Annotated in this window: 18 protein-coding genes; 5 read left to right on the top strand and 13 right to left on the bottom strand. The window is 39.8% G+C overall.

All coding sequences use genetic code 11. The annotated features are described in order from the left end of the window. Window positions 1–66: 66 nt before the first annotated feature. Both NXS00_RS21465 and NXS00_RS21460 read right to left on the bottom strand, forming a co-directional pair. Window positions 67–789 carry a ZIP family metal transporter gene (locus tag NXS00_RS21465; RefSeq protein ID WP_258101332.1) on the bottom strand — a complete coding sequence of 241 codons (723 nt, stop codon included), beginning with the start codon at window positions 787–789 and terminating at the stop codon, window positions 67–69. A gap of 83 nt (window positions 790–872) precedes the next feature. Continuing rightward, on the bottom strand, window positions 873–1,904 hold the full coding sequence (locus NXS00_RS21460; RefSeq protein WP_258101331.1) for an FAD:protein FMN transferase: 1,032 nt from the start codon (window positions 1,902–1,904) through the stop codon (window positions 873–875). An 84-nt stretch (window positions 1,905–1,988) separates the two neighbouring features. Here NXS00_RS21460 and ruvB point away from each other — a divergent pair, with 84 nt between their 5' ends. The 3 genes from ruvB to NXS00_RS21445 all read left to right on the top strand — a co-directional run bounded on the left by ruvB (window position 1,989) and on the right by NXS00_RS21445 (window position 5,522). Further along, a complete protein-coding gene (ruvB, locus tag NXS00_RS21455; RefSeq protein ID WP_258101330.1) occupies window positions 1,989–3,014 on the top strand; it encodes a Holliday junction branch migration DNA helicase RuvB in 1,026 nt (341 codons plus the stop codon). A 132-nt stretch (window positions 3,015–3,146) separates the two neighbouring features. Continuing rightward, window positions 3,147–4,241 carry a T9SS type A sorting domain-containing protein gene (locus tag NXS00_RS21450; protein WP_258101329.1) on the top strand — a complete coding sequence of 365 codons (1,095 nt, stop codon included), beginning with the start codon at window positions 3,147–3,149 and terminating at the stop codon, window positions 4,239–4,241. 213 nt (window positions 4,242–4,454) lie between these two features. Next, complete coding sequence (locus tag NXS00_RS21445; RefSeq protein WP_258101328.1) at window positions 4,455–5,522, top strand: T9SS type A sorting domain-containing protein; 1,068 nt, start codon at window positions 4,455–4,457, stop codon at window positions 5,520–5,522. 95 nt (window positions 5,523–5,617) lie between these two features. Here NXS00_RS21445 and NXS00_RS21440 read toward each other — a convergent pair whose 3' ends face one another. From NXS00_RS21440 to NXS00_RS21405, 8 genes are read right to left on the bottom strand one after another with little or no spacing between them, the layout of a single operon-like run. Further along, complete coding sequence (locus tag NXS00_RS21440; RefSeq protein WP_258101327.1) at window positions 5,618–5,995, bottom strand: response regulator; 378 nt, start codon at window positions 5,993–5,995, stop codon at window positions 5,618–5,620. Between the two features lie 15 nt (window positions 5,996–6,010). Further along, window positions 6,011–6,400 carry a response regulator gene (locus NXS00_RS21435; protein WP_258101326.1) on the bottom strand — a complete coding sequence of 130 codons (390 nt, stop codon included), beginning with the start codon at window positions 6,398–6,400 and terminating at the stop codon, window positions 6,011–6,013. Beyond that, complete coding sequence (locus NXS00_RS21430) at window positions 6,397–7,239, bottom strand: CheR family methyltransferase (RefSeq protein WP_258101325.1); 843 nt, start codon at window positions 7,237–7,239, stop codon at window positions 6,397–6,399. The genes NXS00_RS21435 and NXS00_RS21430 overlap by 4 nt, the downstream gene beginning before the upstream one ends. Further along, window positions 7,239–7,832, bottom strand: coding sequence for a hypothetical protein (locus tag NXS00_RS21425; RefSeq protein WP_258101324.1), 594 nt, complete (start codon window positions 7,830–7,832; stop codon window positions 7,239–7,241). The genes NXS00_RS21430 and NXS00_RS21425 overlap by 1 nt, the downstream gene beginning before the upstream one ends. Before the next feature lie 3 nt (window positions 7,833–7,835). After that, a complete protein-coding gene (locus tag NXS00_RS21420) occupies window positions 7,836–9,971 on the bottom strand; it encodes a chemotaxis protein CheA (protein WP_258101323.1) in 2,136 nt (711 codons plus the stop codon). Beyond that, on the bottom strand, window positions 9,971–11,008 hold the full coding sequence (gene cheB / locus NXS00_RS21415; protein WP_258101322.1) for a chemotaxis-specific protein-glutamate methyltransferase CheB: 1,038 nt from the start codon (window positions 11,006–11,008) through the stop codon (window positions 9,971–9,973). Before cheB ends, NXS00_RS21420 begins: the two co-directional genes overlap by 1 nt. 2 nt (window positions 11,009–11,010) lie before the next feature. Continuing rightward, on the bottom strand, window positions 11,011–11,541 hold the full coding sequence (locus NXS00_RS21410; RefSeq protein ID WP_258101321.1) for a chemotaxis protein CheW: 531 nt from the start codon (window positions 11,539–11,541) through the stop codon (window positions 11,011–11,013). A gap of 8 nt (window positions 11,542–11,549) precedes the next feature. After that, complete coding sequence (locus NXS00_RS21405) at window positions 11,550–13,973, bottom strand: methyl-accepting chemotaxis protein (RefSeq protein ID WP_258101320.1); 2,424 nt, start codon at window positions 13,971–13,973, stop codon at window positions 11,550–11,552. A 244-nt stretch (window positions 13,974–14,217) separates the two neighbouring features. On the opposite strand from NXS00_RS21405, the gene NXS00_RS21400 reads away from it, so the two are divergent. Beyond that, window positions 14,218–14,862 (top strand): LuxR C-terminal-related transcriptional regulator, encoded by a 645-nt coding sequence (locus NXS00_RS21400; protein WP_258101319.1) that lies wholly within the window; start codon window positions 14,218–14,220, stop codon window positions 14,860–14,862. A 152-nt stretch (window positions 14,863–15,014) separates the two neighbouring features. After that, window positions 15,015–16,967, top strand: a complete 1,953-nt coding sequence (locus NXS00_RS21395) for a glycoside hydrolase family 9 protein (protein ID WP_258101318.1) — start codon at window positions 15,015–15,017, stop codon at window positions 16,965–16,967. Here the strand turns inward: NXS00_RS21395 and NXS00_RS21390 are convergent. From NXS00_RS21390 to NXS00_RS21380, 3 genes are all read right to left on the bottom strand, one after another. Further along, window positions 16,942–17,163, bottom strand: a complete 222-nt coding sequence (locus NXS00_RS21390; RefSeq protein WP_258101317.1) for a hypothetical protein — start codon at window positions 17,161–17,163, stop codon at window positions 16,942–16,944. The two genes, NXS00_RS21395 and NXS00_RS21390, sit on opposite strands and share 26 nt — an antisense overlap. Next, window positions 17,160–18,494 (bottom strand): YeiH family protein, encoded by a 1,335-nt coding sequence (locus tag NXS00_RS21385; RefSeq protein WP_258101316.1) that lies wholly within the window; start codon window positions 18,492–18,494, stop codon window positions 17,160–17,162. The genes NXS00_RS21390 and NXS00_RS21385 overlap by 4 nt, the downstream gene beginning before the upstream one ends. Before the next feature lie 128 nt (window positions 18,495–18,622). Then, complete coding sequence (locus NXS00_RS21380; protein ID WP_258101315.1) at window positions 18,623–26,593, bottom strand: MBG domain-containing protein; 7,971 nt, start codon at window positions 26,591–26,593, stop codon at window positions 18,623–18,625. Window positions 26,594–26,718: the final 125 nt, after the last annotated feature.

The following is a 26,718-nucleotide window of genomic DNA, read 5'->3' as shown; positions in this document are numbered from 1 at the left end:
ATAAGTTTGTCAACCAAAATACATCCCCAACATGTTATTATAACTAACGTAATTGACAGAACATTCTTAAATGAAGAGCTCGGTGGCAATAGCAATAGCTGCACCTAAAAGGCTGACCAAAAATTTCCTAATGGCGAAACGATGGTTTGGACTGGACTCCACGAAAATGGTAGTTGAAATATGAAGAAACCCACCTGAAACAAATGCAAACAATGTGAGCATATGATCTGATGACAACACGATTAAATGTTGACTTAGCAACAATCCAATTGGAGAAGAAACCGCAAAAAGCAATAGTATTACCCAAACTTGGGTCGTGAACTTTCCTCCTCCTTTGAGGGTAGTTGTCAATGCAAATGCAGCTGGTACTTTATGCAAAACGATCCCGATAAGCAAAGAATATGACTCGTGCTGCTCATGAAAAGGGGAATCATGCGTTAATAATGCTCCCTCTAAAAAGGAATGAATCATCAAAGCAATTACCAGCCCAAACCGGCTAACACCAGAAATATGATCATGCACATGTGCATGTCCATGCTCCACACCAGAAGTGAAGTACTCCAATAGCTGCTGGAAAAAGAAACCCAGCAATATGAATAAACCCAACTTCATTGGGTTGTCACCCAAACTGAAGATCTCAGGAAGAATATGAATTATGGTGATGGAAAATAAAAATGAGCCCGCGAAAATGAGAGAATGCTTAATCCCTCCAGATTTGAAAGCAATAAAACGCTCTGCCAATCCACCAATTATAGCAGACCCAAATAGTACCAATATGATTAAAAGCATGAAATGATCTCGAAAAAATAGGTTTAGGTCACAACACTATTACTAGTGCTTCTGAGAGTAAATGCAATTTAGTGGCAAATAATTCAATTTCCTTCCAATTTATTCATTTCCATCAACGGTCTAATTCCCGCTGAAACAAAACTTTGCAAATCGCCATTTTCCGTCTGGTAAATCAGAAACCCTTCCAGGCTTGAACTTTCCATTACTTGTTTAGCCCCTTCCACACCAAGCACCATAAAGGCCGTTGCATATGCATCTGCAGTCATACAGTCCTTTGCGAAAACAGAAGCACTTAGCAATCTATGATTGGTATTATATCCTGTTCTCGGATCAATAGTATGTGCAATAGTTCGATCACCCAATTTATAATAACTTCTATAGTTACCAGAAGTAGCCATACTCAAATCTTTCAACTGAACAATGGCTAATAGTTTTCGTTCGTCTATTGCCACCATAGGATCTTCAATTCCTATTTTCCAAACCTCACCTTGCTCATTAGAACCCTGGGCACGAACTTCTCCTCCTATTTCTACCATATAATTGGTAAATCCTTTGCCTTCCAAATACTCTGCAAGTAAATCAACCGCATAGCCTTTGGCAATGGCACTGAAGTCCAAATACATCGCAGAATCCATACGAATAGGTTGATCCAACCTGATTTTAGAAAACCCAATATTCAACATTAGGGAATCCACTGAAGCACTATCAGGAATGGTTGGCTTTTTGTCAGCACCGAACCCCCAGGCGGAAACTAATGGGCCGACCGTCGGGTCAAAAGCACCGTCAGTAGTTTCATAGATGACCTTGCTTTTGTCCAGCACATCCATGAACATCTTGGAAGGGCTTGATAATATCCCCGTTTGATTCAATGTAGAAATTTCTGAAGAAGGAATGTAGGTGGAAAGTGATTGGTTGAATGCAACCAGAATGGAATCAAACTCTGCCTTGTAATTGGGCACATCCTCACCAAGATATTTCACATTGTACTGGATGGTTCCCATTGTCAAGCCAGTCACATGTGTCAGCGTGTACTCTGGTTGACTTGTAAACAATCGATATGCTGCTCCAATCACCACAATGAGGACGATCCCTCGAAAAATCATTTTCCTGTTCATCTCCAGATAATTTATGCAATATTAATCCATAGCTTACTACTAAGCTCCATTACTATTATCTTTGTCGCTATTCAAAAACAATCTATGAGAGAAGACTACCTAAGAGGCGATTCCGAAGACATGAATTCTTCAGAAAAAGAGTTTGAAAAAGCTCTAAGACCGCTCTCTTTTGGAGACTTTGCTGGTCAGGACAAAGTAGTAGAAAACTTGAAGGTTTTTGTAGAGGCTGCTAAGCTTCGAGAAGAGCCTCTTGATCACGTATTACTCCATGGACCTCCCGGACTTGGTAAAACAACTCTCTCTCACATCATAGCCAACGAGCTTGGCACAGGAATCAAAGTAACTTCCGGACCAGTGCTAGATAAGGCCAGTGAACTTGCAGGCTTGCTTACTAACCTTGAACCACATGATGTCTTATTCATCGATGAGATCCATCGTCTCAATCCTGTGGTGGAAGAGTACTTATACTCCGCAATGGAGGATTACCGAATTGACATCATGCTGGATAGTGGGCCGAACGCTCGATCTGTTCAAATTGGTTTGGAGCCGTTTACTTTAATTGGGGCAACGACGCGATCTGGGTTATTGACATCTCCACTTCGAGCACGATTCGGAATTAATTCGAGATTAGAGTACTATGATGCAAAACTTCTTACGTCTATCGTGGGAAGGTCTTCTGATATTTTAGGAACGCCAATAGATCAGGAAGCTGCTTATGAGATTGCCAGAAGAAGTCGTGGGACCCCACGTATCTGTAACAATTTATTAAGACGTACAAGGGACTTTGCCCAAATCAAAGGCGATGGAGCCATTACTTTAGATATTGCTAAAATGGCATTGAATGCACTTGATGTGGATGATCATGGCTTAGATGAAATGGATAACAGAATCCTGGCAACGATTATTGAAAAGTTTAAAGGTGGGCCTGTAGGTTTGTCGACTATTGCAACAGCTTGTGGGGAAGAAGCAGAAACGATTGAGGAAGTCTATGAACCTTTCCTTATTATGGAAGGCTACATCAAACGTACCACCAGAGGAAGACAGGCAACCGAAAGAGCTTATCAGCATCTTGGTAAGATCCCTCCAGAGCAAATGGGAAGACTATTCTAGTCTTTCACCCTACAATAAATCAATGACAATGAGTCAAATAGGTAATTTACTTATTTTCTAAACATCAGTATTTACCTAGTTTTATAGTCCCGCCCAACTGTAGATGGTTTTGAATAATCAATCATCGCCAGTATGCCTTCTATTAAAGTAATTTTTACAGCACTCTCATTATGTCTTCTTGTTTCATCCTCCTATGCCCAATGTCCTGGGGATCTAGACAGTAATGCCACGATCACTTCAGCTACAGGGTCATGTAGTTATTCTAATGGAGGATTAGTCACTCAAGGATTTAACCTTGGAATTCAAACATTAACAATTGAAGCAGGAGCCACCCTGAACATAAATGACAACTTTGAAGTGGCCGATATAATCAATGTTTACGGGACCATGATCGTAACCGGAACCATGCTTGTAAACCTGGGCGCCAGTGTTTATATAGCAGATGGAGGTTATGTACACGTTCAGGGTGATTACTATAATGGAGGACTGGTTTTTTCTGGTACCTCCTCTGTAGACGGCACCATGATAGTAGATGGAGATTTCACAAACTTGGCAAATGGCACCGTGAATGTAGGAGAATCTGGATCACTTCAAACAGGAAGTTTTACAAATGTAGGAGGTGATGTAAATGTAGCATCAGGAGACACAGATTGTGCCACAAATGGTTGTTGTGGTGACTGCACTACGTTGCCTGTTACTTTGTTAGAATTTAAAGTTTCATCCGATGAATTTGGTGCATTGCTTAGCTGGACAACTACCGAAGAACTAGACAATGACTACTTTGAAGTACAAAAAATGTCTTTTTCTGACTCTGAATTCAAAGCGATCGGATGGGTAACAGGAAATGGGACAACAGAACTACAAAATTCATATACTTTCTATGATCATTCGTTTACAGAAGACTCCTATTACCGGATTATACAGGTTGACTTTGACGGCACCACAGAAATTTTCGGCCCATTATCTATTACCGCAGCGGATACTGGCATTCCGGTGATTACTATTTATCCAAACCCAACTTACGGAAAGGTACAGGTGAACGGAAAAGGCTATACCGGCTTTTCCATTCATGATTCCAAAGGGAGTATAATCTGCGAAGAGTCCAATAGAATGGGAAAAGATGCTCAGAAAATTATCAACGAAGTATTGGACAACAAAAAAGGACTTTTCATCATTACATTCTATGGTTCCAAGGGAAGATTAACAGAACGTCTAATAAAAAATTAATAAGATAAAAGTGATTTTTTATTCATACCGTCTTGGTCAAACACCTAACACGATAAGCAACTCACCTATAAGCTGTTATTAGGTTTTCTACTCAAGCATAATGATTGTGTGATCGCTATTTTTATACTATCACTTTAGCAGTTTTTTTGAAACTATACAATCATCGCAATGAATGCCTTTGGTCTTTTTATAGTGTTAACAATTGTTAGCGCTATGCCACTTTTTGGACAGACGTGTCCTAGCACAACTCAATTCAGAAATTCATCTCGTACTATCGATGGCCGATGCAACTACTCAGTAGACATCAATCAAGGCGACCTAAGTATTGGTGTATCTACCTTAATTATCCCCGAGGGCGACACTCTCTATATAGATGGTGATTTTAATATCTATGATGATGTGGACATTTTTGGCGTTGTGATGGTCACGAATGATGTCAATGTTGGCTCTTTACTTGCAACTGCTCATGTATATGTTGGCCCGAATGGCTCTTTCATTGTGGGTGGAAATTATAACAACGGAGGTGATGGCTTCCTTTTCTTACCTCTTGGACCGGGTGATACTGATGTGGATGGCCATTTGCAGGTTGCTGGTGAATATAATAACAATAATACAGGCACAACCAATGTATCAGATACAGGCACATTAGAATCAGGAACTTTTAACTACAACGGAGGAACCGTGACCATCGCAGATGGAACCGCAGCAGACTGTGAAACAGGTTGTTGTGGTGACGGCTGTACTCCATTACCTGTGGTCATGCTTGAATTTAATGCGAAGGAAGACAATCAAAATGCTTGCTTGTCCTGGACCACCTCCAAAGAATGGGACAATAACTTTTTCGATGTGCAAAAAATGACGACTGGTGACACCTGGGAAACAATTGGTATCGTTGCAGGAAAAGGCACGACAGATGAAACCACTTCCTATTCCATTACAGATTTCTCTTTTCAGGAGGATAGTTATTATCAAATAACACAGGTAGATTTTGATGGCAACTCTGAAGTCTTTGGGCCAATCGTTTTAACCAAGAATTCAACCCAATCCAATCTAGAAGTATATCCAAACCCAACAACTGGTCCCATAAAAATTTTAGGTAGTGGTTATAGAAGCTTTACTCTGAGTGACATTGAAGGAAAAGTAATCCGCAGAGAAACCAATAGAATTGGCAAAGAAGCAGAAGAAATAATTAATTCCAGCCTGCAAGACAAGCACGGCACATTTGTGCTCACCTTTAATGGCAACAATTCTCAAATCGTCAAAAGAATCCTGAAACAGTAAAAACCATTACTGAAAAGCACACCATTTTTTCAATATGCTATCCGCATAGAACAGCGTTACTAGATCTTCAAGAATAGCTTTTCTAACTTTTCAGTTTAGGCATATTTGCGCAAAGAGTGACTGAATATCTCGTCCAATATCATGGTTAATTGCTTGGGTTCAAAAGGCTTAACGATATAGGCTAGTGCTCCAAGCTTAGCAGCTTTTGATTGAGTAATTTTATCTCCAACAGCACTTATCATTATCTTTTTTGCCTTAAGATTTTCTTCTTGTAATGATTTCAAGATGTCCAGCCCCAACATATCTGGCAGCACATTGTCCACGGTTATTAAATCTGGATTAAGCTCCAACGCCATATCAATAGCTTCAACACCGTTTTTAGCTTCTCCCACTACGGTCATACCATATTTGGTAACTACAGTGCGTATGACTGCTCTCATGTATACCGAGTCTTCTACGATTAATACTTCCATTTGCTTAATATTTAGTTATGATTGAATAGATAGTTGTACTTTTTTGGTTGCCAGCTCAGTAAGAGCCGCCATCACATCATCCAGGGTAAATGGTTTAACGATGTATTTAAATGCCCCTAATTTCAAGCCATCTTCTACAGCACTCTGCTGGCCTATAGCGCTGATAATCAGAACATCTGCCTTTAACTCCTCTTCTTTGATTACTTTCAAAATATCCAGACCAAGCATGTCGGGCAATACATTATCCAAGGTGATAAAATCAGGGTTTAATCGAATAGCTGCATCAATCGCCTCTTCGCCTGTTTCCGCGAAAACGATATCCTCATATCCTGCTTTATTTAGAGCCATACCAATGACCTTACGCGCGTAGGCCGAGTCATCGATGATAAGCGCAGACTTTTTCATATTGCTTTAATTATTTCTTTAACCTTCTTTTTATAGATTCTAGAGCTTTGATCCTTCACATCAAACACCTCTAAAACTCGCTGAGGGATGGTATCGTAAAAGCCAAGAACTAAATACCCGTCTTCAGTCAAACAACTTTCCAAAAAATTGATAATTCGTTGTTTTAACACCCCGTCAAAATAGATCAGTACATTCCGGCAAAAAATAATGTCGAATTTGTCTGTCATGTCACAACTCACCAGGTTGTGCTGCTGATATGTGACATTCCTCTTATATCTAGGTTTGATGGTCGCTATATCAGTGTCTAAATCAAAAAAATCCTCTAAAATCCTCTTCGGAAAGAACTTCTTGAAGGACTTTGCATACTTATTCATTAATTGAATTGAATACTCTCCACTCTGTGCTTGTGCTAGAGCTTTCTTACTTAGGTCTGTAGCCAAAATATCACTCCTATCGAGTAGTCCACAATCATCCAATATCATCGCCATGGTATAAACCTCTTCTCCTGTAGAGCATCCTGCATGCCACACTTTCAAGTTTTGCTTATACTTTAGGTTTTCGAGTATACTTTTACGAACACCCACCCAAGCTTCAGGATTCCGAAACAATTCTGTCAGGTTGATCATAAGGTCATCAATGCTATTGAGAAAGAAATCATCATCATTCAATACTCTCGACCACAAGTCTAATGGTGCAGAAATCTTATGCTTCGCCATCAGTCGTGTTACTCCTCTACAGAGCGAACTTGTCTCATAGTTTGTAAAATCCAGATCATACCGCTTTTTCATTGCGGTCATCAATGACTTCACTTCCTCCTCGCTAATGGCTAAACTTCCCATCAGGCCACTTTTTTAGTTTTCTTTTTGACTATTGCATCAACCAGCGAATCATTGAAAAACCACAAAATTTTAGGAGAGATATTGACAGAAGGAATACTAAACCCACAAGAAATCACCGTATTTGGATTCAATGTTCCTGTCTCTCTTTCAATGATTTCCATGACTCCATCTGCACTGACTGCCTCAATTTTTGGCACATCTCCGAATATTGGCTCGTCCAAATGGTTGGCAATCTCGGTAACCATAGCAGCAGCCAGAACATTCTCCACCTCTTTTAGAAAACCAATCATGAACTCATAGTATTGAGTCTTTTCCAAATTACCATCCAGCACTTGCCCACAAAGTAATTTGACCTCCTCTTTTCCATAAATGGCATAATTGATGCCCCCAATAGCACCTACTATTTCTGTTTTCAATAACACAGAACCTTCGCCTTGATTCTGACTAGAGAGGTTCAGCATAGTTGAGTCAAAAACAATGGATAAATCTTCTATATGCACGCGACTATTGATCATCTCTGAAAAACACTGCGCTGACCGTATGATGCTCCCTTCTAAAATGGCTCTCGCATTGATTAACTCTTCACTCATCATAAACTAGGATGCTTTTTGAGATTCATACACTTTAAACTTGGTGGAGTACAACATTTCTGTAATTGCCACAGCATCTAATATCATGCAGATATTTCCTGTACCGAGAATTGTTGTTCCGCTCAATAAGACATTACCTTCAAGTGGATAGGGTAGCGGTTTTTCAATCACTTCTTTTTGCTGAAGCAACTTATCCACAACCACTCCAAACTCTCTTCCCGAATTGGACACTACCACAACTTCAAACTTTTCGGAATTTGACTTCTCATCAAATGAACGGTGGAGATTGCCATGGTCATATATTTCAGAAAAATCGTCCATGCGCAACAAGTCACTTAAAAACACAATAGAAATAGGCTTATTCAGGAATGTGGCCATCAGACCTAACCCAGCTTTGCGAATGTCCTTTTTAGTCAATGAAATTACTGACGCTGTATACGCCAAAGGCACTGCATATTCCTGACTTTGCATAGTAAACATCAGCACTCCTTTTACAACTAATGACGCTGGTAATTTCAATCGGATAGTAGTGCCAAACCCTACTTTGGTTTGAACATTGACCTGGCCGCCTATTGTCTCCACTGACTTTTTCACCACATCCATGCCTACACCTCTACCAGAAATTTCACTTACCTGATTGGCACTAGAGAATCCAGTATGAAAAATATGCATGATTAACTCATCATCACTCATTGACTTGGCTTGCTGGGATGACACAATGCCTTTACTGATCAGTTTTTCTCGTATTGCTTCAGGATCCACCCCGGCTCCATCATCAGTAACTTCAATGATCACATGATCTTTATCACTGTAAGCATTTAAAGTGACCACTCCTGTTACAGGTTTGTTTAATTCTTTACGAACATCAGCGGTTTCTAGTCCATGTCCGATGGCATTTCTAACCAGGTGAATTAACGAATCACTGATCGTTTTTAATACGGTGCGATCGATTTCTACATCCGAACCTTTGATCTGTAGCGTAACCATCTTCTTCTCTACCTCTGCTACGTCTCTTACGACCCGATGAAATTTATTGAATAAAGTTCCTACCTGTACCAGGCGAACATTCATAACACTGTACTGAAGATCAGAAGTGATTCTATGCAAACTAGCCAATTCCGCCTTGTGTGCTCGACTATCTTCTTTTGATGCCAAACGATCACGTTCGATAATCAATTGCCCCATTTGGTTCATCAGGGCATCTAGCTTGCGAATAGGAACCTGCACAGTATCTGAAACCTCTACCTTGTCATACAACTTATCCAAAAGATCAGTAGACTCAATATCATTTTCAACAACAATCTCTTCCTCAATAAGTACATTTTCAGGGTCAGAAATGGCTTCTTCTACAGATTGTTCCGGAGGTGCATTTTCATCAGAATTCTCCTCAAATAAGGCATAAAATGAAGCCTCATTATCCACAGTAAGGCTTGGACGTTCTTCTTTCTTAGATAAAAAGGAGTGTCCGCGCTCCTCCTCTATGTTGTGATCTTTTTTCAGCCCAAATAATCCTTTAATATATCTCGAAAGTCGTCTTACAAGATCAACAAAAAACGAAGCCTTTTCCTTTTTTGGTTCCTCTGGAAGCGGTTGTACTATTTGCTCTTGAGGCTCTTGACTTTCTTCATTTTCCTGACTTACTAACTCTTCATCAGTAGGAACATACTCACAGTCTTGAGCGATTACTTCCGGAGTAATTTGAATATCGGTAGGCTCAGTATGCTCAACTACCAACTCCTCACCTTTAGCATCACGAATTAAGACCTCTAACCGTGTCTTAATGCCTTTGTGGGTTATCCTTTTATCTTCATTGATGCCTCTAATTAACTCGCCTAGCTTATCGCTGGATTTAAATAAAGCATCAAAAACATCTTTATTAAGTTCTAATACTCCCTTTTTATAGTAAGAGAAAATCTCCTCCATAAGATGACACAACTCACCGATGGCTGAAAAGCCCATGCTCATCGCATTACCTTTTAGCGTGTGCAATACACGATTCAAGTCATGTAAAATTGACTTGCTCGATGGCTCAGCTTCCAAAGCAGTTAAAAAAGTATCCAACTGCTCATGTTTGTCAGAAGATTCCGCAATGAACGTTTCTAGAATTTCTTGTTCTTCCTGAGGTGTCAGTTTCAGTTCCATCAAATCCTGGATAATAAGCCAACAATATATTCACCCATTGTATCTATGGGAATCACTTCATGGACACTTCCATTATCGATAGCTACTTTAGGCATACCAAAAACAACGGAGGTTTCTTTATCCTGAGCAATTGCGTACCCACCATGATTGCGAATCTCCTTCAGACCTTTAGCTCCATCTCTGCCCATACCTGTTAAAATAACCCCGATGGCTTTTCCCTCATACAACTCAGCTGCAGCATACATCATAGAGTTTATTGATGGATTATTGTACTCCGGAAAATTTTTCGCTGATTCTTCAATCACTATTTCTCCTTCTTCATTCTTCACCAATGTAGTATTCCGATCTCCCATAGCCACATAGATTTCTCCTGGCTTAATCACGGTGCCTGCATAACCTACCTTCACCGAATGAGGCAACATGGAATCTAGTCTTTGTGTAAACGAATAGATGAAATTGGGCGGCATATGCTGAACAACCAATACAGCTAATGGCAAATTCATTGGTAACCGCGAAAGCAACTTCTCAACTGCAGTTGGCCCTCCCGTAGAAGAACCAATAATCAGTAGTTCATAGTTACTTTTACCAAAGAACGTTTTGACTCTCGGTCTTTCTGGAATATCGAAGCTCTTCCGTACTCCTACCTTCGCAGCAAGCTTCACCTTACGGATGATTTCAGAATCAATAACTTTTAACTTGATATCACCAATAGGTTTATTCAGATAATCGAAAGCTCCTAACTTGAGTGACTCCATGATCGGATTGATGTTGGTGTACCCTAGTGCACTCAACACCACAATTGGCGTGGGACAATGCGCCATAATTTCACGCACTCCATAGAGACCATCGTATTCGGGCATTTGAATATCCATGATAACCACATCAGGCTGGTTTTTGAGAGTAAACTCATAAGCATCCTTGCCATTGGCTACTTTGCCAACCACCTCGATGCCCTCATCAGAACGCAATATTTTTTGAATAAGCAACTGCATTAATCCAGAGTCTTCAGCAATTAACACTTTTAACTTACCAGCCATTTTCAACTATCTCGATTTGTCTTAATCTCCCCAAGCTCTAACATTCTAAGAATATCAATCAAAATGATCAACCTACCTTGAGTATTAGCTACTCCCTTTATCACACTTGCATCCATTGATGAATGCTGCATCATCTGATCCGAACTATCAATCTTGGAAACTGGCACAGCGAAGGTTGTGGGTACTTGATTGACCACAACACCGATACTTGTATCCTCATGCTCTATAACCAGAACAAAACTAGAGTTTCGTTTATCTGATGTTAAAACGTGAGTTTCTTGATGAAAACCAAATTTCTTTTCGAGGTTAATTACCGACAAAACCTGCCCTCGAATATTGGCAATGCCCACCACGTACTCTGGAGTTTGAGGCACGGGAGAAATCTTTGGCGTAGGAACAATTTCCTTAACCTGCTCAATAGGGACTGCATATTCTTCCGCTGCGAGATTAAACACAATCAATTGGATCTTCTCACCCGTATCTTCTACAACACGCTCTTTCTCTTCGAGCATTTCCTGCATTTTCGCTTCCATGAACTGAATTATTTAGTTTTCAATCTAAACTTGGAAACCCCTGCTCGTAGATCATTTGCGATATCAGCTAGACCTTTACTAGATGAATTGAATTCCATCATGCCATTACTCAAATCCTTAGCTGATGTAGCTATCTCTTCTGTTCCGGAAGATGTTTGTTCTGCTACCACAACGATCTTTTCAATGTTACTCACTGTCTCGTCAATGCTTGACTTTTGTATTTCGGTGGCTTTGAGTACCTCTTTTGAGAAATCCAGAGTTTCTACCACAGAATTGTCAATTTCTACGAAGACTGATTCCGCTTCTTTTGTTGCCTGATTTCCAGTCTTCACACTATCACTCATCTCACTGATAGCTTTACCCGCTTGAGAAATATCTTGAGCCACTGCTTTGATCACACTTTCAATATCTCCCGCAGATGTTCTGGAATCTTCTGCCAACTTTCTGATTTCCTCTGCTACCACGGCAAAGCCTCTACCTGCATCTCCAGCTCTCGCGGCTTCAATAGCAGCATTCAGTGCCAACAAGTTGGTCTGCCAGGCAATGTCCGTAATTACATTCAATGTTTTGGCGATCTCCTCAGAGCGTTTGGTCAACACGGCGATTGATTCCGAGGTAACCCCAGCAGAACCTTGAATCTGGGTCATACTCTCAACTACCTTTCTAACTGTATCCAGACCTTTCTTGGCGTTCTCCTGACCTTTGGACGCGGCATTATTAATACTCTCAGCTTGAGTGCCGACATTTTCTGCTGAATTTCTTACGAGCTCAATAAGTCTATAAGATTCATCAATTTGTGATGCCTGATCATGAACCCCTTCGGCCATTTGCCCAATAGCGGTAGCTACTTGTGATGTAGTTCCCTGCATCTGATCACTTTTAATGAGCATTTGGTCAGAATTGGCTGCAATCAGATTGCTGTTATTCTCGATATCACTCATTAACTCGTTCAAATTACTCATTGCAACAGAAAGACTATCAGCCATTTTCTTAATGTCACCCTGACATTCTACTGATACTTCTGTGGTCAAATCCCCATCTGCAAGATTTGAAATCACCTTGCTTACTTCTAAAACAGGAATAGCTATGCCTTCAAGAAGATTATTGATTGATTGAAGTAGTTCCAGCTCAATACCTGTAGCATCCTGAAAGTTGGCTCTAACATTGAGATCACCATCTTCCATTACAATGTTCACCACTCTATTCAGCTCTTTCATGGCTCGTTTTTGAGCAGTCACATCTGTGGCGAATTTGACCACTTTATAAGGTTTACCGTCAATATCCAAAATAGGATTGTATGCAGCCTGAAGCCAAATTTTATCACCTGATTTAGTCGTTCTTTCAAACTCACCTGTGACATACTGCGCTTCATTCAATTGCTCCCAAAACTTCTTATATTCTGTTGACTTGGCATAAATAGGATCACAGAATATTCTATGATGCATTCCCTCCACTTCATCGGAACGATACCCAACAGTGCCAAGAAAATTGTCATTCGCTTTGATAATCGTGCCGTCCATATTGAACTCTATGACCGCACTGGACTTATTAATTGCCTCTATTTGACCAATGTAATCGTTCAGTTTCATCTTTTGCTCAGTGATGTCGTTGAACAAACAGATTACTTTGATAATCTCTCCTGAAGTATCCTTCACAGGAGTATAAGTACCTATAAACCATACATCATCTCCATCTTTGGTCAATCGCCTAAATTCATCCATTGTAGCATCTCCGCTCCGTAGAACACTCCAAAGATTCGCATGTTGCGTACTCTCTTGCGGTCTAATGAAGATACGATCATTCTTACCTATAATTTCATCCAGGGAATACCCCATAGACTCAAGAAAAGTCTTGTTTGCTGCTTTGACATTACCATCCAAATCATACTCTACCAAAGCGGAGTTAGCATTCATTGCCGTCAGTAGACCCTCAGCTTCAGCCCTAGAAGCACGCTCGCGAGTGATATCTTTAATGAAGGCAGTATATTGCACCTCACCACGATCATCAACTACTTTGCTCAAGGACAAATGACCCCAAAACCTGGAACCACTCTTTCTGGTCATTTCTAATTCATGGACAACTCTTATTGGTTTATTAGCGACTATACCGTTACCATTTTCAGAGAATGAATCTTGAAAAAATCCATGCATTGAAGGAATAATGGTATGCACCTCTCGTCCAACAACCTCAGATCGGGTATACCCAAACATTTGCTCAGCTGCTTCATTATAAAAAGTGATCTTCTTATCAGAATCGATAATGATGATGCTATCTACCGCCTGTTCCAGTGTTTGCTGATGCGTTCGTTGCTCCTTTTCCAACTCCTCATTTTTCAGTTGCAGCAAACGGATCCTGTCGTTCAATTCTTGAATTGAAGGCGCGTGTTCTGCCTTGCCATTCTTAGATGGCTTGATAGTGGTTTCTGTACTCATTTAAAGCGTAGTTGATTTTTGATGATTAGTGTTTTACCTTATGGTACGAACACTAAATCAAAATTAGAATTCTCACTATGCCGCTACAATAGCAAAAAGAGCCTATTTTGATAGGTCATTTGCCTAAATCGAGAAATTAGGTTATTGTATTATTAGGTATAGGCGACATTATTAACACCTTGTTTGATGTAAGTTTTTTCATAAATTTAAATAACTGATTATCAATCATTTACAAACAACGTAAATGCAAGAAAAAATAGATATAGTTATTGCAGATGATCATGGACTGATCCGTTATGGGCTGATTAAACTACTCAGCGAAGTAGAGGATTTCCGTGTAATTGATGAAGCTGGAAATGGTTCTGACGCTCTCGCCCTGGTGCGGAAATGGAAGCCCAAAGTACTCATTGCCGACCTGTTCATGCCAGAACTGAGTGGAATCGAGATAGCTCAAAACATCATCAATGAAGGCCTACCAACCTCGGTATTAATTATTTCTGCTTCCTATGACGAGGACAATGTTATAAGTGCTTATCAAAATGGCGCTTTGGGATATATTTTCAAAGGATCTAATGAAGCACTTATCATTTCTGCAGTCCGAAAAGTAGCTCAGCACGAAACATTTTACTCGCAACTTGTCATGAATATACTGGGCAATCAACATCAGAAAAAAAGCTCACAATCTATCACAACAGCTTACCAGTTAACTCGAAGAGAACTACAAATTTTGAAACTTTTAGCTGAAGGCGTTACAAACAAGGAAATTGCTTACGATCTGAATTTGAGTACTCGAACAGTAGATGCACATCGAAGAAACATCATGGAGAAGCTATCTGTAAGCAATACTGCCCAGCTCATTCGCGTGAGCATTGAAAAAAATTTAATTTAAAGTTATTATTAGGCTAAAACTGGGAACAGCCAGCAATTGAACCCGCCATTCAATGTCAATGCTTGAGGTATATTATGTCTTTGCATACCTACCTGATGGTTCAAAACTCTGTGATTCACCTTAGATTTAAATTAAGCTTAACTCTAAATGTGATGAAAACCCTGATCAGTATTACAGCCATCCTTTTATCATTCTTTGCAACTGCTCAAGAAAGCATACGAATTAACCAATTAGGTTTTTTCCCAAATGGCGAAAAATTAGCGGCTGTTATAGACTCTGATGCCGCTTCCTTCGAAATCATTCAGAATAGTTCTGTAGTATACGAAGGCACCTTATTAGATGCTAAGTATTGGAATCAATCACAAGAAAATGTGAAAATCGCAGACTTTTCAGCATTGCAAATTCGTGGAAGCTATCAACTAAGACTCCCAACTGGAGAAACATCTCATACATTCAGAATTTCAGATGAGTCCATCAGATCATTGGCTTCTGGCTCCATCAAGGCCTATTATTTCAATAGAGCCTCTACTGCCCTGGAAGAAACTTATGCAGGAGAATTCCAAAGAGCTGCAGGCCATGCAGACGATCAGGTGATCGTGCTGCCTTCTGCCGCTACAGCCACAAGACCAGCAGGAACGGTGATATCTACACCCAAAGGATGGTATGACGCTGGAGATTATAACAAGTACATCGTAAACTCAGGTATCAGCACCTATACACTCTTGGCAGCCTATGAAGATTATCCAGAATTCTACAACTCTTTGAACCTGAACATTCCCGAATCAAATAATGAGATCCCTGATATATTGGATGAAATTCTCTGGAATCTGGACTGGATGGCGACCATGCAAGATGAAGATGGAGGAGTATACAACAAAACTACTCATGCGAATTTTCAAGGGGCGGTAATGCCTAATCAAGCCACTGCTACTCGCTATGTAGTAGCTAAAGGCACCGCGGCTACATTGGATTTTGCCGCTGTAATGGCCATGGCATCCAGAACCTACAAAGACATACTTCCAGAGAAGTCAACACAATGGTTGGAACAATCACAACTAGCCTGGACTTGGGCCATGGAACATCCAAATATAGCCTATACAAATCCCGCTGCTGAAAGCGGATATCCAGCAGTTAATACTGGAGGATATGGAGATAATAATTTTCAGGATGAGTTTTTTTGGGCTGCATGTGAACTAGCCATTTCTACTGGTGAATCCACCTATTTTTCAGCTATAGACCTCAGCATAAGTTTCGGATGGCCAGGATGGCCTAACGTTGAAACTTTAGGATTACTCTCGCTTGTGACTAACCGCAAAGAAGTAGCTGAACAACTTGACACTACAGCTCTAAAAAACAAACTCATCAATCTTTCATCCGGTATTCTTAATGGGCGTACAACATCACCATACCTCATTCCAAACAGTGATTTTTACTGGGGCAGTAATGCCGTTCCTGCCAATCAGGGCATGCTTCTATTAAAAGCCTTCACATTGACGCTAGACAGAGACTATTTTGATGCCGCCAATTCAGCGCTTGATTATTTAATCGGAAGAAACGCAACTGGATATAGTTATGTAACCGGATTTGGTGATAAAACTCCAATGAATATTCACCATCGACAATCAGAAGCTGACGCGATTGCAGATCCTGTTCCAGGTTTTTTAGCTGGAGGCCCTAATCCACACAACACGAATGATGACTGTGGATCCAGTGCCTACCCTTCTTCGATTCCTGCCAAATGCTATCTGGACGACTGGTGCAGCTATTCCACAAATGAAATAACCATCAACTGGAATGCTCCGCTGGTATATCTTTCAGCAGGACTAGACCATTTGTATCAAAAGCACTTTTGGACCGAAGGGGAAGAAGTGGTATTGAGCACAAACGATCAGAAGATTATTATTTTCCCGAACCCAACATCTAACCTACTCCACATTTCCGGCATCAAAAGCTCTTTTACAGGTACGATTATGAATTTGGCTGGACAATCCATAAAAGAGTTTGAATCATCTAGTGTTGATATCTCTCACATAAAACGAGGAACCTATCTCTTGAAAATTGACCAAGGAGGAAAAGTCACTACTCAAAAAATTCAGATCGAGTAGTAATACGCTTTCTGATCACTTTTTCAGCTTTTAGTGCCTGTTCACTTTCTGTATAAAAAAACACCGCGGGATCAATATCCTTACTTTCAATGATTTGTTTCTGTGATTTAAACGCACTTTTATTCAACTGATTAATCATCACTTGTAAAAGCATAACCATTCCAACAAAACCTATCACTTTGAAAAGTTTCTTCATAAGGATTCGGTGATTTCAGGAAATACTTGATAAAACATGATCCATGCCATCAATAACGTCAAACCAAGATTCAATAATTGTCCGCAGACATAAAGTATCAAAGGCTTACCTCCATGGAAATGTGACTTTAGTTCTTTGAAATTGGTAGAAAGCCCAATACTCACAAAGGATAGAGCGAATAACCATCCGCGCATTGATTTGGAGAAACTAAACACTCCCTTTTCAATCATGCTCACAGAGTCTTCTGATGAAAGTACCTGCTGAAGAATAGAAAATAAAATGGAAGCTCCAATAAAACCAAGAATGAACTTTGGAAACCTGTTCCATATTTCCAATTTGGACACTTTTTGACCTTCCTTCTTTTCAACTTTCGTAGCCCAATAAACAGCCACTCCAAAGGCTATCACTCCTATTAAAATGTTCTGAATCATCTTAATAGTTGCTGCTACATTAAGGGCAGTATCTCCCAGAAATGCTCCGGCAGCAACCACAGCTCCAGTCGCGTCCACCGTTCCCCCGATCCAAGCGCCTCCCAACACTTCTGGCATTTCCAACGCCTTGATCAAAGCCGGCAATGCAACCATCATAACTGATGTAAATACCATGGATAATCCAATAGCTGTGGTAAGCTCTTCCTTTTTAGCTTTGGAAGCGGCAGCTGTGGCAATAGCTGCGGAAACTCCACAAACCGACATATCTGCACTTATGGTAATGTTGAGACTTTTTGATCCAATCTTCAAGATGCGTTGCCCAAACCAAAAAGTGGTTATTAAAACAATTGGGGTAACAACCCAGGCAACAAACAACCCAGGCAAACCAATGGCTAATACTTTTCCAAACAACACCTCAGCTCCCAATAGCACAAGACCGGTTTTGATAAAAAATTCATGTTTTAATCCCGCTTTCAACCATTCTGGGATACCCCAAACATTGCTTACGACCATTCCAAGGACAATAGCCCATAGTGTATAACCCAATCCAGCCGTTTTAAACTCTGTTTGACTTCCTAAAAGATTGGCCAGAACCGCTATTAAAAACACTACGGCAAAACCTTTGATAAATGAGCCAAATTGACCTCCCTGCTTCTTTATTCCATACGAAAGCAGAATGGATAAAAATGTAAACAACAGAAAAAGTCCGAACCACTTTAAATGAAACGAATCCAAAGGATTGTACTGCCATTTGTCAAGTTTTACAGACATGGCCTTTAGAGGATCAATTAATTCCAGAATGTACACATCCGCCAAGGGAAGGATCAAAAATGGAATAGACCCAATTAATAAGATGATGAACCCGGAAAGGATAGCCAGTTTGTCTTCTGTCCAATGCATTGATGTAAGTTTCCCGAAAAGATACTGATTAATTAGGCTATCAAATAATGAAAAAAGGCATCAATCGCTTGATGCCTTTGAACAGGAGTTACCAACCCATAACTCCTGTCAACCCCAGATATGAGTCTTTATTTCTTGATAATTCTTTGAGTATGAGTGCGATTTCCAAAGCGAACCAAAGCGATATACACACCGGAAGTCAAGTCAGGATTGACCTCAATAAGAACCTCCTTGGACAACAAATCTTTTTGATAAATCTCTTGCTGAATTACCTGTCCAAATAAGTTGAGAATTTGAACTGAAACCTGTCCCGTTTGAGAATCCGTAATCGAAAGTGTCAGATCATTTTCAATTTCTGTAGGGTAAAGCACCACTGACATACCGTCCGCATCAGCGCTAAGCGTATTACTCACAACTTCTATCTCCAATGTGATGGACACCGTTTCTTTGGTATCTGACACAGAGACCACCAAAGTATGCGATCCGACATCTTGCAATTCAGGCCTCCATAAGAACGCACCAGACAATTCGCCAATTTCCATGCCCTTGTCCACAGAAATTTGATCCAGAGTGTAATGCAATTGATCATGAATATCCTCATCAGAACCGATCACATTGAATGAAACAATCTCCCCAACGGTCACTAACAGTGGATTTATAGTTTCCAGCTCAGGAGCGAAATTGGAAGTAGGATCATCCACAAAGAACTGTACAGTAACATTTTCAGCAGCCTCAAAATTCTTGTTTCCCGACTGTGAAATAGTGATTTCAACTAGTCCTTCCTCTCCATTGAGCGTAATTAACTCATCCTGAATTGTGGCTGGTCCTGATATCTGATAACTCAATAACAAGTCTGACGAAACACTTGCAGTGATTTCAAAAGGCTCATCAGTAATCAACTTATTCTCTATGGAGTCTACAGAAATAACTTGTGACGCCTTGAGAATGCTCAATGTTCCCAACTCATAGCTAATGTCATAGTTATCTGAAGATGCTTCGCTAATTAGAATTTCATATTCACCTGCTTCAGAGATGGTATCTGAGGACAACATTCCAACTGGAGCAACTATAAAACTTTCAACATTTTCAGAGTAAACAAACCCCTGATAAGTAAGTGTCAATTCTGGCAACTCATCACCGTATGTAATTTGCTGATCATCGGCTATCACATTCAATTCAGCCTTGTTAATGACGAATGATCTGGAAACTGACGCTGATGGATCAAACTCATCATCTCCAGACTGACTTACAGTGATTGTCACTTCACCAACGCCATGAATCGTGGCGATACCTTCACTAACAGAAAGAATGGATTCATCAGAGCTTTCCATAACTACAGCCAAACCAGAACTAGCTGTGGCATTTAATTCGAACGCTTCATCACCATACCTTTTATCGGCAACTAATGGAAACAAAATAACTTGCTGAGCTTCGCTAAGTACATAAAACACTCCAGAGATATAGTCAAAATCATAGTTTGTTGCCATAGCATTAGAAGCAGAAATCACATATTCACCAGGAGCTGATTCTATCGTTACCTCGGTAGTTATCAGTGGCAATTGCGTTATGACATCTACATTTTCGTTATTCACAAAACCAGAAATTTCGTATGTCAACTCTGGGCTTACTTCTCCAGCGTATTTCCATGTATCGTTCACTATGACACTCAGCAATGCTTTGGTGATTGTAAACTCTCCATCTATTAATTCAACGATATAATGTGGATCTGAAACCTCTGACAATGTCAACGGATATACTCCAACAGGGCTGGTCTCATCAGCAAGCGTCTCTATTGTTGGGATTTCTAATAAATCTTCAACAGATTCATCCAATACAAACCCTGAGAATGAAATTTCGAACTCTGGATTTGATTCTCCATACGTTTTGGAGGAATTTGACACAGTCGCTACCAAAGTAGCCTTTGTGATCTCATGGCTAACATCATCTGGTAATGAAAATGTATAATTGTTATCCTCACCTTCTTCAGTGAAAACGACCTCATAAGTGCCTGGATCAGCGGCATTCTCCACTCCGAGTACAGGTTCTTCATCTAGATTTGCAGCATTATCATTTCCGACAAATCCAGAATAGGTGAAATCAATCACAATATCCTCACCATAAGCACTTTGACTATCTATAACTTCTAAGTTCAATGTTGCTTTGACGATTTCCAGACTTCCGTCCGTCGATTCAACTTCATAATTGGTTTGAGTCAATCCTGTAAAAGTCAAATCATATGTGCCCACTGATGAGAACTGACCCGCGGTTGTAGATACTCCAAATTCATCGCTGAGATCACTCTCATCGTCTTCATTGACAAAGCCATCAAACTCTATTTCAAAAACCGGATTTGATTCTCCATAAACCTTAGTGTAGTCACCAACACTCACACTTAATGGTGCTTTAGTAATGGTAAGGTCTGCATCCGCTGAAATGGAATAATTGTAATTGTTATCACTACCTCCTGACACCAATAAAGCATAGGTTCCAACATCACTACTGGAAGATGCTTCTGATGTTACAGAAGGCAATTCATCTAAGTCAGATTCATCATCTCCATTGACAAAACCATCATATGAAAAAGAGAATCCTGGGTTTGCTGCACCATACACTTTGGTGTAATCATCCATAACCAATGATAATGAAGCTTTGGTGATCTCGAAGCTATAATCATCCAGTGTCCACTCGTAATTGTTATCAGCCCCAGAGGTAACTGTTACTGGATAAGAACCGGCATTACTTGCTGAGGTCGTACTGATAGTGGCAGTTGGTAAAACATCCAACACATCTCTAGATTCTCCGTTTACAAATCCGCTAAAACCGAACTCCAGCACAGGGTTATCTTCACCATATACCTTGGTCAGTGAGCTGAGTGTTGGTGTTAATTCTGCTTTCGTTACGGTTAATTGGCCAGGAGAAGCTTCAAAGTCATATCTACTATCCTCGCCTCCAGAAATAGTGATTGCATATACTCCAACACTACTACTTCGAGTTGCATTCGGGATTACGACAGGAACTGACTCCAAACCTTCTGCATTATCACCATTTATAAACCCACTATACTCAAGAATGAAAGATGGATTTTCACCACCATATGCTCGTTGATAATTCCCTGTACTAACTGTCAGTGATTTTTTGGCAATTGTTAGAATACCTGGTAATGGTACAATTTCATAATTCTCATCCATCAGTTCTTGTATGTTTATATTATATGTTCCTGCAACACTCAATTCATTGGCTGAAGTAGTTGCTTCTGGAGTTTCATCGAGAATGCTCTCGTCATCTGTACCTATAAAACCTTGGTAGTCGAAAGTAAATGAAGGGTTTTCCTGCCCATACACCTTATTTGCATCAGCAACACTGATACTTAAGGTGGCTTTCTGTATATTTATTGTCACTTGTTTGGTTGCGTCTTCATATGCTGCATTTCCCGCCTGACTCAGTGTTAAGACTACTTCTCCTGCGCCATGTACTGATGCAGTGTTGCCAGAAATACTCAATATTTCAGGATTATTACTTGACACATTAACTGTTAGTCCTGAATTAGAAACTGCAGTAATCTCAAACTCTGAACTTCCATATCGTTTGGTACCAAAAGGATTCAAGCTAAGCACCTGATTAGCCTTGCTAGTTGTGAAAGCTATGCTGGAAGCTGATGTCTGAGCTGTACCTCCCACATCTTCCGCAGCAAAATAGATCGTGTAACTGGTTACCGGCATTAGTGAACCAATGACGGATTGGGTAGAAGTATTAGAAGAAGGAACGGCTATTTCCCCTGAAATATTGGCAAGGTTATTACTTCCATTTCTACCTGCAAGAATTTGCTCAACCGTGGGTGCACTCATGCCTGTTTCCTGTACAACGTAACCTACCTTGCCTATTTCGTTTAACGCAACAGAAGCAATAAGGGAATTCCCAGTTAAGTCAGTTATTTGAGGGTAACCACTGATGAAAGAAGGCCCAGTATCGTCTGAAATAAAATTCCAACCTGTATTATTCCCTCCATCAGTACTATTAACTGCGCTGAATGTAGCTCCACCAGAAGCATGACAATCCTTCAGGTATACCTGACCTAGAGACACCTCACCATTAGTCTTAATAAAAGTAAATGGTTGATCATCGTAATAGGACGTAATATTGGTAATTGATTCAGAAGTTCCTTGAAGCCAGATTTCGTCAATATTAGTCGTACTACGTCGAAAAGTATAACTCGTCCCTGCCTTTAGTCCAAGCTTATTAACAGTAATGCTGGAGGCGTAAGACCCTCCGAATCTGAATGAAGCTTCGCCCCCAAGGACTAGATGATTGAATGAATAACCACTTCGGAAGGAAAAAGAGCGAATGATATTAAATACAGTTAGTTCATCCTCAATGATATTGATTTCAGAGCTTTTAATCTCTTCCAAATTGAGATAGGAAATCGTCAAGTTAGATCCGGAAAAGTCAATCACGCCTTCAAAATCCCTATATAGATTTAGATAATTGAGATTTATATCATGGCCATTCATATAAAACCTCCCTCGTCTAAAATTCAGAGAATAACCTACAAAGTCACTCTGAAGCGTGTATGCTCCTTCTCCATCAATATTGAACGAAAGGTAATTTCCATTTTCAAACCCATTCATTTCTATAAATGCAGAATCTGAGCTTGTTAGATTCACTTGATTGTAGACACCGTTTATTGTCAAATCTGATGATAACCTTAAATCTCCATATACATTCAAATTCTTTTGGCTTTCCATTATCAGCTCCACAGGCATAGAAATCCCACTCATATCCAGGTTTTTCATGTTTCCTGTGGTATCCAGATTGATTTGCGGATCTACTTCACTGAAGGAGTTCTCATCAAAAATGACCTGATCATATTTTGATGGTAAATATCGGTGAAGAGAAGAACCACCACTTGAGGTCGCCCAATGATTCACATCACTCCAGTCACCACTACCACCTACCCAGTAATAAGTTGCATCTAGAGGCTTAGTAAACTGCCAACCTGTATTATTTCCAAGATCTTCTGAATACCTCGCCAATAGGATTTTTTCACTCTCAGACTTAATATTTTTTAGGTTTAAGTATTCTGCTTTGAGAAGTGCAGAATCCGTAACTATGATCGCTTGAAACCTTTCATCTTCTGAGTGAATATTAATGATTTGATTTTTGTTCCCTATAGCTGTTAATTCCTCACATATGATTTTATGACCATCAGGAAGACTTACAGTAGCCCCAGGCTCTATATTAAGTTTTGCCAGATTCAAATCGGTGTAGTAATAGTTGTTGAGAAAAACCTGAGGGTTATCGTTTGTTAAGGTCAGATCTCCATAATTATACTGATCAGAATACCATGAAAATGAAGAGCGAACGTAAATAGAGGAACTATCAGCATCCAATTCAAATTCGCTTTGGTCAAAAAAATCGATTCCATTAGAGAAGTAATTTGTATATATTTCAGAAGTGGAAAAATCTACAGATCCTTTAGCCGATCCATGAATGGCAAAAAAGCCTAAATCAACCTGATACCCATTGAAATCAATATTCACATCATCATTTACAGTAACTGAGTAAAAATTAATATCTCCATTGAGATAGTAGTTTCCAGAACCTTCAAAGTATAGATTTGTATTGTAAAATGAGCTATTGCCATCAAAATCAATACTGGTGGAGTCCAGATCACTCTTGGTATAAATGGATGCTTTGAAATTGCTGAAGTCAACGGATGAGTTCAGAACGAAATGTCCATGAACATTTACTTCAATACCTGCTTCTGCTTGAAAACCCGGAGAATTTGCAACCTCATCTAAACTCAAACCACCAAATTCAACATCACTGTCCAGAGTGACTAGCTGTTCTGCTTCAGTAAAGGAATTCTGGTCAAAGTACACTCTATCAATTCTGCTAGGAGGTGTCGCATGAATAACATCACCCCCACTAGTGGTAGCCCAATGATTTACATCTGACCAATTACCCGAATTGCCAACCCAATAATAATCCAACGGTGGAATATCTGAGAAAGTCCAATTAGTGTTATTACCATTATCAATCGAATAATTCGCATTGAAAGTAGCCCCACCTTTTCCTTCACAATCTCTTAAATCAAGATACTTTCCGTCTATTGTACCTTCGGAAATTTCGAAGCTAAACTGCTTTCCTTCTTCATCAGAGCTGATTGTAATAAAATCTTTGCGATTCCCTTCTGCTTTAAGACTACTGGTTTTCAAATTAAGCCCGTCTGGCACCCTAACTATCGCACCAGGCTGAATTATCAAAGTATCAAATAAGATTTCATCATTAGTATAATTGCTAAACCGCATTTCAGAGACTCCTCCTGGATTGATTGTGACTTTGCCATAATTCTGAAATGCATTGTATGATAGAAACACTTGACTCACCGCAATGGATGTTCCGTCAAGTGACATGTCATAAAACACCCCAACTGAGCTAGCTATTCTGTCTTCAAATATTGCAACATCTATCGTACTGTTGGAGAGATCCAAAGTCCCATTATACCCACTGTATAAAGCAAACGAATTACCGCTAATATACTTATCGCTTAGGTCGACTTCACTTTGATTATAAAAGAGAACATTCGGTACAATCAATGAATCAACTATATCAAATGGTCCGTCTCCATAGAATTTAAATCCTCCATTTACCCCATTCCAATGCAAATTATCTGTGGTGATAGTAGTATTTTCATTTGACATCATGTTAAAAAAGCCCATAAGGTTACTCGTATTCATCTGACTGGAGAGGCTAACATCCCCATAAACACTTAAAGGCTCCATAAATCGAGAATAACTCAAACTTAAATTCTCTGTGATCTCCGATGCATCAAAATTTTGACATGTCTTATTATCATATGTCAAATACACATAAGCAGTGCCAATGGAACTAGTAGAATTTGCATCAAAGTGTACGTTATCATAGCGTGAAGGAGGACGAGAATAAAAGGTAGATCCACCACTAGATGTTGCCCAGTGAGTTTCATATTCATCCCAATTACCGGTACCTCCTACCCAGTAATAATCCAAAGATTCAGGAGCAGTAACATTCCAACCTGTGCTCAAGTCATTCGCCACAGAGTTTGTAGCATTAAAGGTTGCTCCACCCACTGCCTGGATATCCTCCAGAATGACATAGTCAAACTCATGAACTCCAGTTTCGGAAGACAAACTAGCAACTTGACCAGGGCTGGTAGTTCTTAAGATGATTGGCTCAATAGGCGTACCATTGGCAGTCACTTCAGTAATCTTCAAGATTGATCCAGGTGTAATGGATAGTTGTAAATTTTGATTCAGAGTCAAATGCGCAAAATCAATCAATGCACTGGTTCCTGCATTCATCGTCATTTGAGCTCCCGATAATGTTACCCCAGCAAACTCATAAGTACCATTACCTAGAATGAGCCTAGAGGCAATATTAAGAGTGGAATTATCAAAATTAAATGCCGTTTCGCCCTCAGAATATAAGTCTAAAAAGTTAACATTTACTTTAGAATCAGTAAAATCAACGTGCCCAACAAAAGAACTCGATGAATAAAATCGATGTATATCCAGGTATTGACCATTAATATCTAATTCCGCATTGTTGTAAACATTAATATTTCCAGAGTTGACACTATCAGACAGGATGAATACTCCAGACCCGAAAAAGCTTAAACCCCCATATGATGATGAGGTTGATAGCAATGTAGCATTTGCATCTGTATCAATGTTGGTAGTCACGTTACTTCTTAACCTAAAATTCCCATAAAAGCCAGAATAATCGGTTGATTTATTGAGTGTTAAATCAGCGTATACATCAATGTCCATATTCCCCCTCACTAGAGCAAGAGTATTAACATCAGACCAATCTAGATGAAAACAGGTCGCATCCACATCTATGGTAAGGATATTTGATTCTGTAGTGAATGATTGCTCATCGAAATACACATTATCTGATGAGGTAGGAACTGAAGAGTGAAATGAAGAGCCACCACTAGATGTAGCCCAGTGATTTTCATAGTCGGACCAATCTCCAGAACCTCCGACCCAATAATAATCATTAGCCGTAGCAGTGCTGGCAATTACCAAAACGGCAAAAACGAGAAGCAAGTTTTTCATAGTAAGCTGGTGTTTAGGCTTTATTTTTACACAAAGCTAGACTCCTGCCATCTAAAAAAAATCACAAAAAATGAGGGTTTATTTATATCACTAATTATAATGAGTTTTTAGCTTAATCAGCTAAA

The organism is Marinoscillum pacificum (genome assembly GCF_024714495.1).
GTDB lineage: Bacteria > Bacteroidota > Bacteroidia > Cytophagales > Cyclobacteriaceae > Marinoscillum > Marinoscillum pacificum.
Note: the sequence above shows the minus strand (reverse complement) of the source record. Positions and strands in the feature narration are given on the sequence as shown.